The sequence below is a fragment of the Streptomyces xinghaiensis S187 genome (assembly GCF_000220705.2).
Lineage (GTDB): Bacteria > Actinomycetota > Actinomycetes > Streptomycetales > Streptomycetaceae > Streptomyces > Streptomyces xinghaiensis.
Genome location: NZ_CP023202.1, coordinates 6,323,835 through 6,339,201, shown reverse-complemented (window position 1 = coordinate 6,339,201; position 15,367 = coordinate 6,323,835). Strand labels below are relative to the sequence as shown.

Here is a 15,367-nt window from a genome sequence, read left to right as displayed (position 1 = left end):
TCGCGGGTCCCGGCCCCGGTCCGGGTCAGCGGGTGCGGTTCAGGCTCTGCAGGGCGGCGCGCAGCAGTTGCGGCACGGGCGGGGCGGTGCCCGCGGCGAGGGCCTCCTCCGCCTGCGGGCCGACGGCGGCCACGGCCTCGTCGGCCTCGCGGGGGGCGTAGCCGAGGCCGATCAGGGCGGCGTGCAGCTGCTCGCTCCAGGCGGCGGGCCCGGAGGTCTTCGCCCGGGCGGCGGCTCCGGTGCCCAGGGGCTCGCCGAGCCGGTCCCTGAGTTCCAGGAGGAGCTTCTGCGCACCCTTCTTCCCGATGCCCGGTACCGCCGTGAGGGCCTTCTCGTCCCCGGTGGAGACGGCGAGCCGCAGGGCGTCGGGGCGGTGCACGGCGAGCATGGCCTGGGCCAGCCGTGGGCCCACGCCACTGGCCGTCTGGAGGAGTTCGAACACCTGCCGCTCGTCGTCGTCGGCGAAGCCGTAGAGGGTGAGGGAGTCCTCGCGGACCACCAGGGAGGTGGCGAGCCTGGCCTGCTCGCCGAGGCGCAGCCCGGAGAGGGTGTCCGGGGTGCACTGGACGGCGACGCCGAAGCCGCCCACCTCGACGACGGCGCTGCCCGGGGCGATCGCGGCGACGGGGCCGCTGACGAAGGCGATCACGATGGTCCCTCTCCGGGGGTGTTCTCCGGCCGGGCGGCGGCCGGGCTCGCGGCGGCGGGCCGCGCGGGGGCGGCGGCCGGGGCGCCCGCCGGGCGCGGGGTACGGGGGGTTCCCGGTCCGCGGCCGGAGCGGTGCGCCGCGTGCTGCGCGCGGGCCAGGGCCTGCGCCTGCTGGAGGCGGTTGGTGGCGGGTGCGCGCCAGATGTGGCAGATGGCGAGGGCGAGGGCGTCGGCCGCGTCGGCCGGCCTGGGCGGCGCGGCGAGCCGCAGCAGGCGGGTGACCATCGCGCCGACCTGTGCCTTGTCGGCGCGGCCGCTGCCGGTGACGGCGGCCTTGACCTCGCTGGGGGTGTGCAGCGCGACAGGCAGGCCGCGGCGGGCCGCGCAGAGCATCGCGACGGCGCTGGCCTGGGCGGTGCCCATGACCGTGCGGACGTTGTGCTGGCTGAACACCCGTTCCACGGCGACGCAGTCGGGGCGGTGCTCGTCGAGCCACTGCTCGATGCCCCGTTCGACCAGGACGAGCCGGTCGGGGACGTCGGCGTCGGCGGGGGTGCGGACCACTCCGACGCCGAGCATCGTGAGCGGCCGGCCGGCGACCCCGTCGACGACGCCGACGCCGCACCGGGTCAGCCCGGGGTCCACGCCCAGTACGCGCACAGCGGCGCCCCTCCCCTCGATTCGGTCAGGTGTTCCTGCAGGCTATCGGCTGCCGCCGACAGCGCGACGGGCCGACGGGGTGTGTCCCGTCGGCCCGTGCCGCGCCGTGGCTCCGGCGCGTAGTGCCGCGTGGTGCGGTGCCCGTGGATCAGGCCTCGACCTTCGCCATGACCTCGTCCGAGACGTCGAAGTTCGCGAAGACGTTCTGCACGTCGTCGCTGTCGTCGAGCGCGTCGATCAGCTTGAAGATCTTCCGCGCGCCCTCCTCGTCCAGCTGCACCTGCATGGTGGGGACGAAGCTGGCCTCGGCCGAGTCGTAGTCGATGCCCGCGTCGACGAGCGCGGTGCGGACCGCGACGAGGTCGGTGGCCTCGCTGATGACCTCGAAGGACTCACCGAGGTCGTTGACCTCCTCGGCGCCCGCGTCGAGCACGGCGCCCAGCACGTCGTCCTCGGTGAGCTTGCCGTCCTCGCCCTTGGGGACGATGACGACGCCCTTGCGGTTGAACAGGTACGACACCGAGCCCGGGTCGGCCATGGAACCGCCGTTGCGGGTCATCGCCACCCGGACGTCCGAGGCGGCGCGGTTGCGGTTGTCGGTGAGGCACTCGATGAGCACCGCGACACCGTTCGGACCGTACCCCTCGTACATGATGGTCTGGTAGTCGGCGCCGCCGGCTTCCAGACCCGCGCCGCGCTTGACGGCGCTCTCGATGTTCTTGTTGGGAACGGAACTCTTCTTCGCCTTCTGGATGGCGTCGTAGAGCGTGGGGTTGCCGTCCGGGTCACCGCCCCCCGTACGGGCCGCGACCTCGATGTTCTTGATCAGCTTGGCGAAGAGCTTGCCGCGCTTGGCATCGATCACGGCCTTCTTGTGCTTGGTGGTTGCCCACTTGGAGTGGCCGGACACAGCCTCGCTCCTTCAACGACCCGATGAATACGAACTCCGCGATCCTACCGGTGCGCGGCCGCCGCCCCGCGCGCCATCTCCGCGAAGAGGGCGTGCACCCGGTGGTCGCCGGTCAGTTCGGGGTGGAAGGACGTGGCCAGCAGGTTGCCCTGGCGTACGGCGACGGTGTGGCCGTCGTGCGCGGCGAGCACCTCCACGGCGGCGCCCGTGGACTCCACCCACGGGGCCCGGATGAAGACGCCCTCGACCGGTCCGCCCTCGATGCCGGCGACGTCGACGGCCGCTTCGAAGGACTCGTTCTGGCGGCCGAAGGCGTTGCGGCGCACGATCATGTCGATACCGCCGACGGTCTCCTGCCCGGCCCGGCCGTCCAGAATCTTGTCCGCGAGCATGATCATGCCGGCGCAGGAGCCGTAGGCGGGCATCCCCGCCCGCACCCGTGCCCGCAGCGGCTCCAGCAGGCCGAAGAGACCGGCCAGCTTGACCATGGTGGTGGACTCGCCGCCGGGGATCACCAGGGCGCCCACCTCCTCCAGCTCCCCGGGGCGGCGGACCGGGCGGGCGGGCGCGCCGGCCGCGGCGAGGGCGGCGAGGTGCTCGCGGACGTCGCCCTGGAGGGCGAGGACGCCGATGGCGGGGGTGGGCACGGGCACGGGTGACTACCTCTTCGGGGGACGAGGGGGAACGCACGGGGGGCGCGGGAGGCGCGGCGGTGAGGGTGACGGCGCGCGGGCGCGGAGGTGCCGGGCGGTACCGCCCCGCCCCGGGCGCGGCCGCGGGGTTCCGCGGCCGCGCCGGGAACTCCGCTGTTACCAGCCGCGGTTGGCGTAGCGCTCGCTCTCCGGGAGCGTGTCGCAGTTGATGCCGACCATGGCCTCGCCGAGGCCGCGCGAGGCGTCGGCGATCACCTTCGGGTCGTCGTAGAAGGTGGTGGCCTTCACGATGGCCGCGGCGCGCTTCGCCGGGTCGCCGGACTTGAAGATGCCGGAGCCGACGAAGACGCCCTCGGCGCCGAGCTGGCGCATCAGCGCGGCGTCGGCCGGGGTGGCGACACCGCCCGCGGAGAACAGCACGACGGGCAGCTTGCCGAGTCCGGCGACCTCCTTGACCAGCTCGTACGGGGCCCGGAGTTCCTTGGCCGCGGCGTACAGCTCGTGGTTGTCGCAGGCGCGCAGCCGGCCGATCTCGGCCTTGATCTGGCGGAGGTGGCGGACGGCCTCGACGACGTTGCCGGTGCCGGCCTCGCCCTTGGAGCGGATCATGGCCGCGCCCTCGGCGATCCGGCGCAGCGCCTCACCGAGGTTGGTGGCACCGCAGACGAAGGGGGTGGTGAAGGCCCACTTGTCGCTGTGGTTGGCCTCGTCGGCCGGGGTGAGGACCTCGGACTCGTCGATGTAGTCCACGCCGAGGGACTGGAGCAGCTGGGCCTCGACGAAGTGGCCGATCCGGGACTTGGCCATGACGGGGATCGAGACCGCGTCGATGATGCCCTCGATCATGTCGGGGTCGGACATCCGGGCGACACCGCCGTCCTTGCGGATGTCGGCGGGGACCCGCTCCAGGGCCATCACCGCGACGGCACCGGCGTCCTCTGCGATCTTCGCCTGCTCCGGGGTGACCACGTCCATGATGACGCCGCCCTTGAGCTGCTCGGCCATGCCGCGCTTGACGCGCGCGGTGCCGGTCTCGGGGGCGGACGGAGCGGAGCTGGGGGGCGTGGTGGGCACGGTTTCGACCTCATTCGCTGCAGATGACGGCGGTCCGGTCCGCCCGGGGTGGGCGGGGGCCCGGACACCTGTGTGGGACAGCTTCGAGGAAACCGTGCTGCGGTGTCGTACGGAAAGGGCCAATTTGCGGACGGTGGCCCGAGCGGAGGGGCCAATCCGGCCGGGCGGGGCTAGGCGGGGCCGGGCGGGCGGGCAGCCCGTACGCCCCGGTCCGGCGTCCCCGGCACGCGGTCCGGCGCCCTCAGTGGCCGACCGTGCGGTCCGTCAGCGCCTCCGGCGGTTCGTCGTCCATCTCGAACGCCAGCGGGAACGGGGCGTGGCCGGCGAGCCGGAACCAGCGCACCGTGCGGTGTTCGCGCAGGGCCCGCGCGGCGCGCACGGAGTCGTTGTGGAAGCGGCGGGCCATCGGCACCCGGCGCACCGCGGCGGCCAGTTCGTCCGCCGCCGCGTCGCCGCCGGGGGCCTCCCGGACGGCCACCACCTGCCCGGGCTCCGCGAAGACGGCGCGCAGCGCCTGGGTGAGTTCGCTCTCGGCGACCTCGCGGTGCTCCTCCTCGGCCTGCCGGGCGGCGTGCGCGGCCTGGTAGAGCACCATGGACGCGGCCGGGTCGAGCACTCCTGCGGTGGCCAGCTCCTGGGCGACCGAGGCCCGGCGCAGCAGTTGCGCGTCGAGCGCGGCGCGGGCCGCGTCGATGCGGGCGTGCAGGCGGTCCAGCCGGCCCGCGGTCCAGCTGAGATAGACGCCGATGAGGGCGAGGGCGACCGCTGTCCAGATGAGTGTGCTCACGGCGGGCCACAGTACCGGCCGGTCGGGCGCCTGCGGCGCCGGCCGGTGTCACCCGGCTTCCCCGGTGCGGGTGTTTGCGCTTCGCGCGGGATTCTTTCCGCGCTGCGCGCGGGTGTTTTCCCTCCCACCCGCCCGTTGCCGTTCACCACGAGCCCGGCCCCCGCGAAGCGCCCCGGCCGTCAGTCGCGGGCCAGGCCCCAGCGGGCCCGCAGGCCCGGGCGTTCGTCGGCGGCGACGGACGCCGCGCCGTCGGTCACCGTCTCGTAGACGGAGAGGATGTCCGAGCCCACCGTCGACCAGTCGAAGCGGCGCACATGGCGGCTGCCGCGGTCGCGGAGCTCCCGCAGCCGCGCCGGGTCGCGCAGCAGCCGGTTCGCCGCGCCGGCCAGGGCCGCGGCGTCCTCGTTCGGGTAGATCTCCCCCGCCCGACCGCCGTCGAGCACCTGGACGAAGGCGTCGAGGTCGCTGGCGAGCACCGGGGCGCCCGCCGACATCGCCTCGACCAGGATGATCCCGAAGCTCTCGCCGCCGGTGTTGGGCGCCACGTACAGGTCGACGCTGCGCAGCAGCCGCGCCTTGTCCTCGTCGCTGACCATGCCGAGGAATTCCACGTGGTCGCGCATCCCGGCGGGCAGTCCGGCGACGGCCTCCTTCTCGTCCCCGCGCCCCGCGACGAGCAGCCGGGCCTCCGGGTGCTCCGCGAGGATGTCCGGGAAGGCCTTCATCAGGACCGGCAGGCCCTTGCGGGGCTCGTCGATGCGGCCGATGAAGCCGAGGGTGGGGCCGCGGCCCCCGCCGCCGTCGTGGAGGACGTCGCCCAGCCATGCGTGCTTGGGCTCGGCCCGGCCGAAGAAGCCGACGTCGACGCCGTTGGGGATCACCACGGCGTCTCCGCCGAGGTGTTCGACCAGGGTGCGCCGCGCGTACTCGCTGACGGCGATGCGCGCACTGATCTTCTCCAGCGCGGGCTGGAGGATCGGATACGCGGCGATCATCGCCCGGGAGCGCGGGTTGGAGGTGTGGAAGGTGGCGACGATCGGGCCCTGCGCCGTCCAGCAGGCCAGCAGGCCGAGGGAGGGCGAGGCCGGTTCGTGGATGTGCAGCACCTCGAAGTCGCCGTCGTGCACCCAGCGGCGCACGCGCGCGGCCGACAGGAAGCCGAAGTTGAGCCGGGCCACCGAACCGTTGTACGGGACGGGCACGGCGCGGCCGGCCGAGACGACGTAGGGCGGCAGCGGGGTGTCCTCGTCCGAGGGCGCGAGGACGGAGACGGCGTGGCCGAGCGCGATCAGGTGTTCGGCCAGGTCGCGGATGTGGAACTGGACGCCGCCGGGGACGTCCCAGGCGTACGGGCAGACGATGCCGATCCTCACGGTGTCTCCGTTTCCGGTGCCCGGCCGCCGCCGCTCGCCGCGCGCGGTTCGAGGTCGGCGGTCCACAGACGCTGGAGCATGTGCCAGTCCTCCGGGTGTTCGGCGATGCCGGTGGCGAAGGCGTCGGCGACCTGCTGGGTCATGACGGCCGTGCGCTCCGGCCGGGTGCCGGTCTCCGGTACCGGGACGGCGGGGTGGATCTGCCCGCGCATCGTGGTGGGGCTGTCGTACCAGAGGGTGACGGGCAGCAGCAGGGCGCCGGTCTGCTGGGCGAGCAGAGCCGGCCCGGCGGGCATCCGCGCGGGCTCCCCGAAGAAGGACACCTCGACGCCGGAGGCCGACAGGTCGCGGTCGGCGACGAGGCAGACCAGCCCGCCCTCGCGCAGCCGGCGGGCCAGGGTGCCGAACGCGCTGCCGCCGGCGTGCGGCAGCACCTCCATGCCGAGGCTCTCGCGGTAGGCGACGAACCGGTCGTACAGGGATTCGGGCTTGAGGCGTTCGGCGACGGTGGTGAAGGGCCGGCCGAGCCGGGTGGTGATCCACGCCCCGGCGAGGTCCCAGTTGGCGAGGTGCGGCAGCGCCGCGACCACGCCCCGGCCGCTGTCCAGGGCCTCCTCGACCAGGTGGATGTCCTTGACCTCCAGGCCGGCCCGGATCCGGCCGGGGCTCCAGACGGGCAGCCGGAAGGACTCCATCCAGTACCGCATGTACGAGCGCATACCGGCGTGGGAGAGTTCGGCCAGCCGCTCCGGGGACGCCTCCGGGACGACCCGGGCGAGATTGGACTCCAGCCGCAGGACGCTCTTGCCGCGCCGCTTCCACGCGGTGTCGGCGATGGTCCGGCCGAGCCGCACGGCCGCGGGCTCGGGGAGTCTCCGGACGGCGCCCCAGCCCAGTCCGTACACCGCGCCGGTCAGCTGCTCCTTCACGTCCTTCACGCGGCACCTCCCTCGGCGGCGCCGCCCGGCGCGGACGCGGCGTCGGCCTCGGCGGCTTCCCGGCGCACGGTCACCATGCGCTGGCCGAGGGTGACGGCGCTGCCGAGGGCGACGATCCACAGCGCTATGGGCAGCAGCACGTCGATGCCGGGGACGCCGAAGGCGTGCAGTCCGGCGAGTCCGGCCGCGACCAGCGTGATGACCAGCCGCTCGGCGCGCTCCACCAGCCCGTTGACGTTCACCGGCAGCCCGATGCTCTCGCCCCGCGCCTTGGTGTACGAGACGACCTGGCCGCTGGCGAGGCAGAAGATGGCGATCGCGCACAGCAGCAGGTCCTCGCCGCGGCCCGCGTACCAGAGGGCGAGCCCGCCGAAGACCGCGGCGTCCGCGACCCGGTCGAGGGTGGAGTCGAGGAAGGCGCCCCAGCGGCTGGACCGGCCGGCCTGCCGGGCCATGTTGCCGTCGACCAGGTCGGAGAAGACGAAGAGGGTGATCACGACCGTGCCCCAGAAGAACTCTCCCAGGGGGTAGAAGACCAGGGCTCCCGCCACCACCCCGCCGGTGCCGACGAGGGTGACCGCGTCGGGGCTGATCCCGAGCCGGAGCAGCAGAGCGGCGAACGGCGTGAGAACACGCGTGAAGAAAGCACGCGCGTACTTGTTCAGCATGGCCTTCCCGGGGGGTCGCTGGAGCCGGGCGGCCGGGGGGCCGCCGGGTGGCCCATCGTAGCCACGTCCGTGTCACCCTCCGCCGCGGTCCCCGGGGGGCGGGACCGGACGGCCCGTTCCCGGGGTGCCGGTGGGCCTATGGACGCCCCGTGTCCGCGGTGCAAAGCTCGAATGACCTCAACACGTGCGGACCGGGAGGCGGTACACGTGGGTAATGCAGGCGTCAGGACACACCCCGGGGCCGCGGGCAGGGCAGTCGCGGCCGACCGGCCCACCGCGATACGGAATGTGGTGCTGGTCGGCCACAGCGGCTCGGGCAAGACGACTCTGGTGGAGGCGCTGGCCCTCACCGCGGGAGCGGTGAACCGGGCCGGCCGGGTCGAGGACGGCACCACGCTCTCCGACCACGACGAGATCGAGCACCGGCAGGGCCGGTCGGTGCAGCTGTCCCTGGTCCCCGTGGAATGGGGCGGAATCAAGATCAATGTGCTGGACACCCCCGGCAGGGCGGACTTCGTCGGGGAGCTCAGGGCCGGTCTGCGGGCAGCGGACGCGGCCCTTTTCGTCGTCTCCGCGGCGGACGGCGTGGACGGCGCCACCCGCATGGTGTGGGACGAGTGCGCCGCCGTGGGCATGCCGCGCGCCCTGGTGGTGACCCATCTGGAGTCCGGGCGGAGCGACTTCGAGGAGATGACCGCCGTCTGCCGCGAGGCGTTCGGCGGTGACGACCCCGACGCGGTGCTCCCCCTGTACCTGCCGCTGCGCGACGGCCCGCGGGACGCCACCGGAAGCTCGGGGAACGGGAGTCCGGCGGTCACCGGACTGATCGGCCTGCTCACCCAGCAGGTGTACGACTACTCCTCCGGCACCCGGGTGGCGGCCGATCCGGAACCCGGTCAGCTGCCGCTGATCGAGGAGGCCCGCAACCGGCTCATCGAGGGGATCATCGCGGAGAGCGAGGACGAGACCCTCATGGACCGCTATCTGGCGGGCGAGGACATCGACCTCACGACCCTGACCGGGGATCTGGAACGGGCCGTCGCGCGCGGCACCTTCCACCCCGTCCTGGCCGCCGCTCCCCCCGCCGCCGGCGCCCGGCAGGGCCTCGGCACCGTCGAGCTGCTGGAGCTGGTCACCGGCGGCTTCCCGACCCCGCCGGAGCGCCCGCCCCTGGCCGTCACCACACCGGAGGGCGAGCCGAGGCCGCCGCTCACCTGCGATCCCGGGGGCCCGCTGGCCGCCGAGGTCGTCAAGACCTCCTCCGACCCGTACGTGGGCCGGGTCAGCCTGGTCCGGGTGTTCTCCGGGACGCTGCGGCCCGACGCGACCGTGCACGTCTCCGGGCACGGCCTGGCCGACCGCGGGCACGAGGACCACGACGTGGACGAGCGCGTCGGCGCCCTCTCCGCGCCCTTCGGCGCCCAGCAGCGCCCGCTGGAACAGGCCGTCGCCGGGGACCTGGCCTGCGTGGCCAAGCTGAGCCGTGCGGAGACCGGGGACACCCTCTCCGCCCGGGACCATCCGCTGCTGCTGGAGCCCTGGGTGATGCCCGACCCGCTGCTGCCGGTCGCGGTGCGGGCGCACAGCAAGGCCGACGAGGACAAGCTGTCGCTGGGCCTGGCGCGGCTCGTCGCCGAGGACCCGACCATGCGGCTGGAGCAGAACCCGGAGACCCACCAGGTGGTGCTCTGGTGCCTGGGCGAGGCGCACCGCGATGTCGCGCTGGAACGGCTCCGCAGCCGCTACGGCGTCCGGGTCGACGCCGTGGCGCACCGGGTGCCGCTCCGGGAGACCTTCGGCGCGAAGGCCACCGGGCGCGGCCGGCACGTCAAGCAGTCCGGCGGGCACGGGCAGTTCGCGATCTGCGAGATCGAGGTCGAACCGCTGCCCGGTGGTTCGGGCATCGAGTTCGCGGACAAGGTGGTGGGCGGCGCCGTACCCCGGCAGTTCATCCCTTCGGTGGAGAAGGGGGTGCGTGCCCAGGCCGAGCGCGGGGTCGCCGCCGGCCACCCGCTGACCGACATCCGGGTCACCCTCCTCGACGGCAAGGCGCACTCGGTGGACTCCTCCGACGCCGCCTTCCAGACGGCGGGCGCGCTGGCGCTCCGCGAGGCCGCCCGCGGGTGCCGCGTCGATCTGCTGGAGCCGGTCGCCGAGGTGCGGATCATGGTGTCGGACGACTGTGTGGGGCCGGTGATGAGCGATCTCTCCGGGCGCCGCGGCCGGGTCGTCGGCACCGAACAGGCGGGCCCGGGGCGCACGCTCGTCCGCGCCGAGGTGCCCGAACTGGAGATCGGCCGGTACGCCGTGGACCTGCGCTCCCTGTCGCACGGCACCGGCCGGTTCAGCCGCTCGTACGTCCGCCACGAGCCGATGCCGCCGCAGCTCGCCGAGAAGATCCGTGCCGAAGAGGGGCAGGACGGGTAGGAAGCGGGGAGAAAAAGGCCGGTAAGCGTCCGGCGCGGGCCAACTCCCCTGCGCCGGACGGCCATCGCTCGCTACGCTGAGACGCAGGCCGGCAGGTGTGCCGGGGACGGAACCCGGGAAGAGGCCACGCAGCGGACGAGCGGTGGGGGCAATCAGTGGCGAGCGATTTCGACTTCAGGCCCGGGGCGCAGGTTCCGCTCTCCGGCGGGGCGGGGCAGACGGCGGCGACCACCGCCCTGGCCTCGGCGGCCTACCGGGACAGCCCGGTCGCGGAGATCCTCAAGGCCGACAACGAGTGGCACAAGTCCTCCATCACACCGCCGAAGCTGTCGCTGTTCGAGCCCAACCTCGGTGAGGCGTTCTCCCGGGCGGTCCAGGTCCGGATGCTCGGCGGCGCCCGCAAGGCCCTGATCCAGTCCTTCGGGATGGAGCCGCAGACCGTCGTCGAGCACTGCCTGGCCGCCAGCCGCATCCGCAAGGAGCGCGACACCCGGCTGACGGTGCTGATGGCGGTCTTCGGACTGCTGTTCCTGCCCGGGCTGCTGCTCTGGCTCGTCGCCTTCCAGTTGCGCCGCACGCTCGCCGGCGCGTCGAACAAGCGGGCCGGCGCCTTCGGCATGGCGGTGCTGGTGGCGTTCGGCGTGCTGGCCGTGGTCTTCCTGATCAAGCTGCCGTTCACCGGTTTCTGGGGCATCTATCTGCGGGCCATGATCGTCGCCCCGGTCGTCGGCTGGCTCTGGGCCAAGCAGGTCTGCGAGCGCACGGCGGCCGACCTGCGGGAGCGCTGGAACGGGCTGCTCTCCGGCGGTGTTGTCGGGGCGAAGATCCCGGAGGCCGTGCCGAAGAACCCGAATGAGACCGCGGCCGAGCAGCTCCGCCAGAATCTGGCCAGACTGACCGCCGAGCAGAACAGCAATCTGGTCTTCTACGCCGGCCCCAAGGGCATCCTCGGCATGGGCACCCGCTGGGGCAGCTGGCAGCTCGCCGAGGAGCTCGTCCCCAAGGACCCGGACAAGGACATCGACCCGTTCCGCAGCTGGGACATCGTCCGCGCCGTCCACGACCAGCTGAAGCTCCTGGAGCGCACCCCGCTGCACACCGGCGGGTTCACCGCCCCCTCGGTCACCCACTGGATCGTCGCCCCGGTCGGCGAGGGCGCGGGCGAGGTGTCCCGCCCCGGCGACGACGGCTACCAGATCAGGCCCGGCGAGATACAGCGCATCTGCGACCAGCAGCAGTTCGGCAGCGGCAACCGGCACTACCTGGGCGTCCAGTTCGTGCTCTGGGACGGCCAGTTGGTGATCACCCTGCTGGTCAATGTCACGGTGCTCCACCACACCCTGCGCATCGAGGTCACCGGGCACGCGCTGGGCCCGGTGCACGGCCTCTTCACCAGCAAGCCGTCTCCGAAGACTGAGACGATCTCCAAGACCGTCAGGTTCTGGGAGACCAAGGAGCGTTCCCTGCCGCTGGTGGACGCCAAGGAGGTGGTGCGGCTCGCCGCACGCGCCCCGCTGACGTGGTTCCCGGCCGTCCTCGACCACCTGGGCGGCAAGCTCGGCCTGCCCGAGCCGTTCGGTCTCCGGCACGCCTGGGCCGACCAGCCCTGGCGCCACCGCTTCATGGCGGACGACGCCCTGCGCGCGGCGACACCGGTGCTGCGCGTGGTCCACCAGGCCGCCATACGCGTGCTGGAGGAGCACGAGGTGGACACCGCGAGCTTCGGCAGCCGGGCCGGTTTCCTCAGCGGAGCGGTCCAGGGCGCGGAGCCCGGCAAGGCGGACGTCTACAACGCCTGACGCCCTCGCCGCACCGGCGCGTACGGCGCGGCGGGACCGGCGAAACGGCCGGTGACCGGCCCCGAGAGGGGCACAGGTCACCGGCCGTCCGCGTGCCGTCCCGGCCGGGACGCGCGGGAGCCGCGTGCGAACGGCCGGCCCGGGGCTCCGCGGGTGCTCCGCGGGGCGGCTACCAGCTCGCCTTGCGCACCCCCGGCAGGTAGCCGGCGTGCGCCTGTTCCCGCAGCCGCACCCGGGACAGCCCGAACTGCCGCAGATACCCGCGCGGCCGGCCGTCGACGGAGTCCCGGTTGCGGATCCGGGTGGCGCTCGCGTCCCGCGGCTGGGCCCGCAACTCCCGCTGTGCGGCAAGGCGTTCGGCGGGCGGCGTGGACGGCCGGCGGATGATCTCCTTCAGCTCGGCCCGGCGTCCGGCGTACCGGGCCGCCACCCGGCGCCGCCGCTCGTTCGCCGCGATCTTGCTCTTCTTGGCCATCAGATCCTCTCCCCCCGGGCGCGCATCGCGGCGACGGCCCGTTCGATGCCCAGGGTGTCCACGGTCTTGATGCCCTTGGCGCTGAGCGTGAGCCGGATGTGCCGGTTCTCGCTCGGCAGCCAGTAGCGCCTGCGCTGGATGTTGGGGTCGAACCGGCGCTTGGTGCGCCGGTGGGAGTGGGAGACGGAGTTGCCGAAGCCCGGCTTGCGGCCGGTCATCTGGCAGTGGGCTGACAAGGCGTACTCCTCCTTCGCGGTCGGTTTCTCGGGCGGTGACGACCGCCGCCACGCAGGCTACATGAAAACGATATTCACTTCCGATATAGTCTCGGGCCATGGCACGCAACGAACTGCGCCCCGCGGTGAAGCTCCGCTCCACCGCCGGGACCGGCTACACCTACGTGACCCGCAAGAACCGCCGGAACGACCCGGACCGGATGGAGCTGCGCAAGTACGACCCGATAGCCCGCCGCCACGTCACGTTCCGCGAAGAACGCTGAGGAGAAGCCCGTGAAACCCGGAATCCACCCGCCGTACCGGCCCGTCGTCTTCCGCGACCGCGCGGCGGACTTCGCCTTCCTCACCCGGTCCACCCTCACCAGCGAGAAGACGGTCGTCTGGGAGGACGGCAACACCTACCCCGTCATCGACGTCGAGGTCTCCTCGGCGAGCCACCCCTTCTACACCGGCACCGCGCGCGTGATGGACACCGCGGGCCGCGTCGAGCGCTTCGAACGCCGCTACGGCAGCAAGTCCGCGCCGGAGAGCGGCCGGTGACCGGCGCACACGGCTCCCGGCTGCCCGTGGCGGTGGTCGCCGGGCTCCACTCCGACGCCCGCCGGCGCACCGTGGAGACGCTGCTGCGCGTCCCCGGCACCGTGGCACTCCACCACGACCTCACCGAGGCCGCGGACGGCACCGTGCTCCGTACCGTGCGCGACGCCGGGGGTGTCCTGGACACCGGCCGCACCCCGCTGGTGAACGACTGCGCCTGCTGCGCGCTGCGCGAGGACCTCGTACCCGCGCTGAACCGGCTGGCGGAGAGCGGCGGACACCGGCTGGCCGTCGTGGAGCTGTGGGACTCGGTCTCCCCCGATCCGGACCGCGAAGGGCTGCGCCGGCCTCGGGGAACATCGGTACAGCGGTTGGCGCTGAGAACGATCATGGTCAGGGGGTAAGTGCGCTGACCCGGTTCTCGTACTCTCGGCGGGCCTGGAGCTGGGCAGATTCCCCGTGGACTTAGACGTGACGGATGTAGGCGGGCGCTGTCGGGAAACCCAGTGCCCACCGAGGCGTCCGCCGCCTATACATAGGGGGACGAGAACTCCGCGCCCGGCCGGCCGCCGGGCAGCCTGCATCCTGCGGGCCCCGACGGAACGGCGAGCACCTGGTGCTGAACCTGGAAGAGCGCATCACCCGAGTCTGGCACCAGGAGGTCCGGCCGCTGGTAGCGGATGCCTACCGCTGCCACAGCACTGGCACCCCCCGGGCCGCCATCGTGGCCACCTGGACCGCAGTCTGCGCCGACATCGTCCACAAGCTCTACCAGCTCGCCGAGGACGGCGACGGCACGGCCGCCGAGGTCGTCAAGAGGATCGAGAGGGCCCGCAGCACGGCCGACGCCGAAGCGGTCAAGACGATGCAGCAGGTCGAGGGCAAACTCCTCCAGAACGCGCTCGACCTGGAACCTGGGTACGTTCGACGTGTTCATGGATGCCCTGAATGAGACGGTGTGCCAACAGATCGGCACCTACGTCGAGCGCAGGCCAGCCCTTGTCACCAGCGCCTCTGGGGCGGTCGCGGTGGATCCCCTGCTTACCCTGGCCGGGGTAGACGCCGTTCGAGACCGCATCCCTGCCTTTGGCAGCAAGTTCGCAGAGCTGTTGCCGGGCCAGCAGGCCGGCGTTATCGAGCGGCAACCCTCCGCTTACTTCACCGACTGCTTGGCGCCCATCCTGGCCGCGGCCGGCGGATGGCGCACCGCCGAGCGCCTCACCACGATGGCGGTGATCCCGTGCGCACACCTGATCCCGCCCGAGCAGCTGGCCAGCATCCTGACTGCATGGGCCGAGAACCCACAATGCCGAGAGGCGTCAGGGATGACCGACCTCGCGGTCACCTTTTGGACGCAAGCCACCCACCTCCAGTTTCATCCAGCATGGACGGCGTTCGTCAAGCGAGTGCGAGAGCTCGCGTTGGATCCGCAGTGGTTTCAGTACGAGGAGCTGGCTGCCGTCATCGGCTACAAGGACGGCACCAACGTCTCGTAGGGCGCTGGCCTTCGGCACCGCTTGGGACTGGGTTCCAGCAGCCCCGCCAAATGGTCAGATCGGCGTGAGTGCGCTGACGCGGTTCTCGTATTCTCGGCGGGCCTTGCGCTGGGCCGGTACTGCGGGGAGGCCCTGGCCGCCGTCGAGCGGCTGGCAGCGGTTGAGGAGCTGGCGGTGGAGGGCGGGGACGGCGGTGACGCGCAGGGTGTAACCCTGGCCGCGCCGTACGGTCGTCCCCTCGTCGAGTGCGACGCGCTCGGCGGGCTCCAGCTCGGTGGTGCGGAGGTAGTCGGCGACCTTGCCCGGCATGTCGAGGGTGACTGGCAGCTCCGGAGCGGGGGCGTTCTCCTCAACGGCAGTGTGGTCGGGCATGAGGTCGGCGACGGCCGTGCGGATCGCGCCGCTGGAGGTGCCAGCCTGTTCCTCGAAGACGACCGGCTCCTCAATCCCGGCTTCGTCCAGGACGAGGTTCTGCCGGGCGGTGGACTGCTGGTCGGTCGAGACCCGTTTGTAGACCAGGTTCGCCACCGAGGGCCCCCTGCCGTACGGAGGATCGGACCCTATCTGTCGTCAAACCCTGTCAGCAATCGCCATCGGATCTGATTGGATTCGCGCTGCTGTGAACCCCCGGATTGCACGGGTTCATTGGACGCGTCGCCTGCCTGTCGGCAAACGATCGTTTACCG

The 15,367-nt window shown here is 72.8% G+C and carries 18 protein-coding genes and 1 pseudogene; 7 read left to right on the top strand and 12 right to left on the bottom strand.

Annotated elements, in window-relative coordinates:
• Nucleotides 1-25: 25 nt before the first annotated feature.
• The 9 genes from ruvA to pgsA form a co-directional block, all read right to left on the bottom strand.
• Nucleotides 26-649, bottom strand: coding sequence for a Holliday junction branch migration protein RuvA (gene ruvA, locus SXIN_RS27080; protein WP_019708754.1), 624 nt, complete (start codon nucleotides 647-649; stop codon nucleotides 26-28).
• Nucleotides 646-1,308, bottom strand: coding sequence for a crossover junction endodeoxyribonuclease RuvC (gene ruvC / locus SXIN_RS27075; protein WP_095757669.1), 663 nt, complete (start codon nucleotides 1,306-1,308; stop codon nucleotides 646-648). The genes ruvA and ruvC overlap by 4 nt, the downstream gene beginning before the upstream one ends.
• Before the next feature lie 148 nt (nucleotides 1,309-1,456).
• Nucleotides 1,457-2,218, bottom strand: a complete 762-nt coding sequence (locus SXIN_RS27070; RefSeq protein WP_019708756.1) for a YebC/PmpR family DNA-binding transcriptional regulator — start codon at nucleotides 2,216-2,218, stop codon at nucleotides 1,457-1,459.
• 44 nt (nucleotides 2,219-2,262) lie between these two features.
• A complete protein-coding gene (pdxT, locus tag SXIN_RS27065) occupies nucleotides 2,263-2,865 on the bottom strand; it encodes a pyridoxal 5'-phosphate synthase glutaminase subunit PdxT (protein ID WP_095758217.1) in 603 nt (200 codons plus the stop codon).
• Nucleotides 2,866-3,027: 162 nt separating this feature from the next.
• The gene (gene pdxS, locus SXIN_RS27060) at nucleotides 3,028-3,945 is read right to left on the bottom strand and encodes a pyridoxal 5'-phosphate synthase lyase subunit PdxS (protein WP_019706324.1); all 918 of its coding nucleotides are present in this window, start codon (nucleotides 3,943-3,945) and stop codon (nucleotides 3,028-3,030) included.
• Nucleotides 3,946-4,186: 241 nt separating this feature from the next.
• Nucleotides 4,187-4,732 (bottom strand): hypothetical protein, encoded by a 546-nt coding sequence (locus SXIN_RS27055; protein WP_095757668.1) that lies wholly within the window; start codon nucleotides 4,730-4,732, stop codon nucleotides 4,187-4,189.
• Nucleotides 4,733-4,911: 179 nt separating this feature from the next.
• Nucleotides 4,912-6,105, bottom strand: a complete 1,194-nt coding sequence (locus SXIN_RS27050) for a glycosyltransferase family 4 protein (RefSeq protein WP_019708759.1) — start codon at nucleotides 6,103-6,105, stop codon at nucleotides 4,912-4,914.
• Complete coding sequence (locus SXIN_RS27045) at nucleotides 6,102-7,043, bottom strand: phosphatidylinositol mannoside acyltransferase (protein WP_019708760.1); 942 nt, start codon at nucleotides 7,041-7,043, stop codon at nucleotides 6,102-6,104. The genes SXIN_RS27050 and SXIN_RS27045 overlap by 4 nt, the downstream gene beginning before the upstream one ends.
• Nucleotides 7,040-7,711 carry a phosphatidylinositol phosphate synthase gene (pgsA, locus tag SXIN_RS27040; RefSeq protein WP_019708761.1) on the bottom strand — a complete coding sequence of 224 codons (672 nt, stop codon included), beginning with the start codon at nucleotides 7,709-7,711 and terminating at the stop codon, nucleotides 7,040-7,042. The genes SXIN_RS27045 and pgsA overlap by 4 nt, the downstream gene beginning before the upstream one ends.
• Nucleotides 7,712-7,918: 207 nt before the next feature.
• On the opposite strand from pgsA, the gene SXIN_RS27035 reads away from it, so the two are divergent.
• Both SXIN_RS27035 and SXIN_RS27030 read left to right on the top strand, forming a co-directional pair.
• A complete protein-coding gene (locus tag SXIN_RS27035) occupies nucleotides 7,919-10,138 on the top strand; it encodes an elongation factor G-like protein EF-G2 (protein ID WP_039821191.1) in 2,220 nt (739 codons plus the stop codon).
• Nucleotides 10,139-10,293: 155 nt separating this feature from the next.
• A complete protein-coding gene (locus tag SXIN_RS27030; RefSeq protein ID WP_019708763.1) occupies nucleotides 10,294-11,937 on the top strand; it encodes a hypothetical protein in 1,644 nt (547 codons plus the stop codon).
• A 169-nt stretch (nucleotides 11,938-12,106) separates the two neighbouring features.
• Here the strand turns inward: SXIN_RS27030 and rpsN are convergent, their stop codons facing one another.
• Nucleotides 12,107-12,412, bottom strand: coding sequence for a 30S ribosomal protein S14 (gene rpsN, locus SXIN_RS27025; RefSeq protein WP_095757666.1), 306 nt, complete (start codon nucleotides 12,410-12,412; stop codon nucleotides 12,107-12,109).
• Complete coding sequence (rpmB, locus tag SXIN_RS27020) at nucleotides 12,412-12,648, bottom strand: 50S ribosomal protein L28 (RefSeq protein ID WP_039824753.1); 237 nt, start codon at nucleotides 12,646-12,648, stop codon at nucleotides 12,412-12,414. Before rpmB ends, rpsN begins: the two co-directional genes overlap by 1 nt.
• A 98-nt stretch (nucleotides 12,649-12,746) precedes the next feature.
• Between rpmB and rpmG the strand changes: the two genes are divergently transcribed.
• From rpmG to SXIN_RS26995, 5 genes and pseudogenes are all read left to right on the top strand, one after another.
• Nucleotides 12,747-12,911 (top strand): 50S ribosomal protein L33, encoded by a 165-nt coding sequence (rpmG, locus tag SXIN_RS27015; protein WP_019712101.1) that lies wholly within the window; start codon nucleotides 12,747-12,749, stop codon nucleotides 12,909-12,911.
• A 10-nt stretch (nucleotides 12,912-12,921) separates the two neighbouring features.
• On the top strand, nucleotides 12,922-13,188 hold the full coding sequence (locus SXIN_RS27010) for a type B 50S ribosomal protein L31 (RefSeq protein WP_019712102.1): 267 nt from the start codon (nucleotides 12,922-12,924) through the stop codon (nucleotides 13,186-13,188).
• Nucleotides 13,185-13,506, top strand: a pseudogene (locus tag SXIN_RS27005) (cobalamin biosynthesis protein CobW); the annotation flags it as partial. The gene SXIN_RS27010 and the pseudogene SXIN_RS27005, both read left to right, overlap by 4 nt.
• 295 nt (nucleotides 13,507-13,801) lie before the next feature.
• On the top strand, nucleotides 13,802-14,137 hold the full coding sequence (locus SXIN_RS27000) for a hypothetical protein (protein ID WP_039824755.1): 336 nt from the start codon (nucleotides 13,802-13,804) through the stop codon (nucleotides 14,135-14,137).
• On the top strand, nucleotides 14,121-14,681 hold the full coding sequence (locus SXIN_RS26995; protein WP_157916347.1) for a hypothetical protein: 561 nt from the start codon (nucleotides 14,121-14,123) through the stop codon (nucleotides 14,679-14,681). Before SXIN_RS27000 ends, SXIN_RS26995 begins: the two co-directional genes overlap by 17 nt.
• A 54-nt stretch (nucleotides 14,682-14,735) precedes the next feature.
• Here the strand turns inward: SXIN_RS26995 and SXIN_RS26990 are convergent, their stop codons facing one another.
• Nucleotides 14,736-15,209: a hypothetical protein gene (locus SXIN_RS26990; RefSeq protein ID WP_019712104.1), complete on the bottom strand. Its 474-nt coding sequence runs from the start codon at nucleotides 15,207-15,209 to the stop codon at nucleotides 14,736-14,738.
• Between the last annotated feature and the right edge of the window lie 158 nt (nucleotides 15,210-15,367).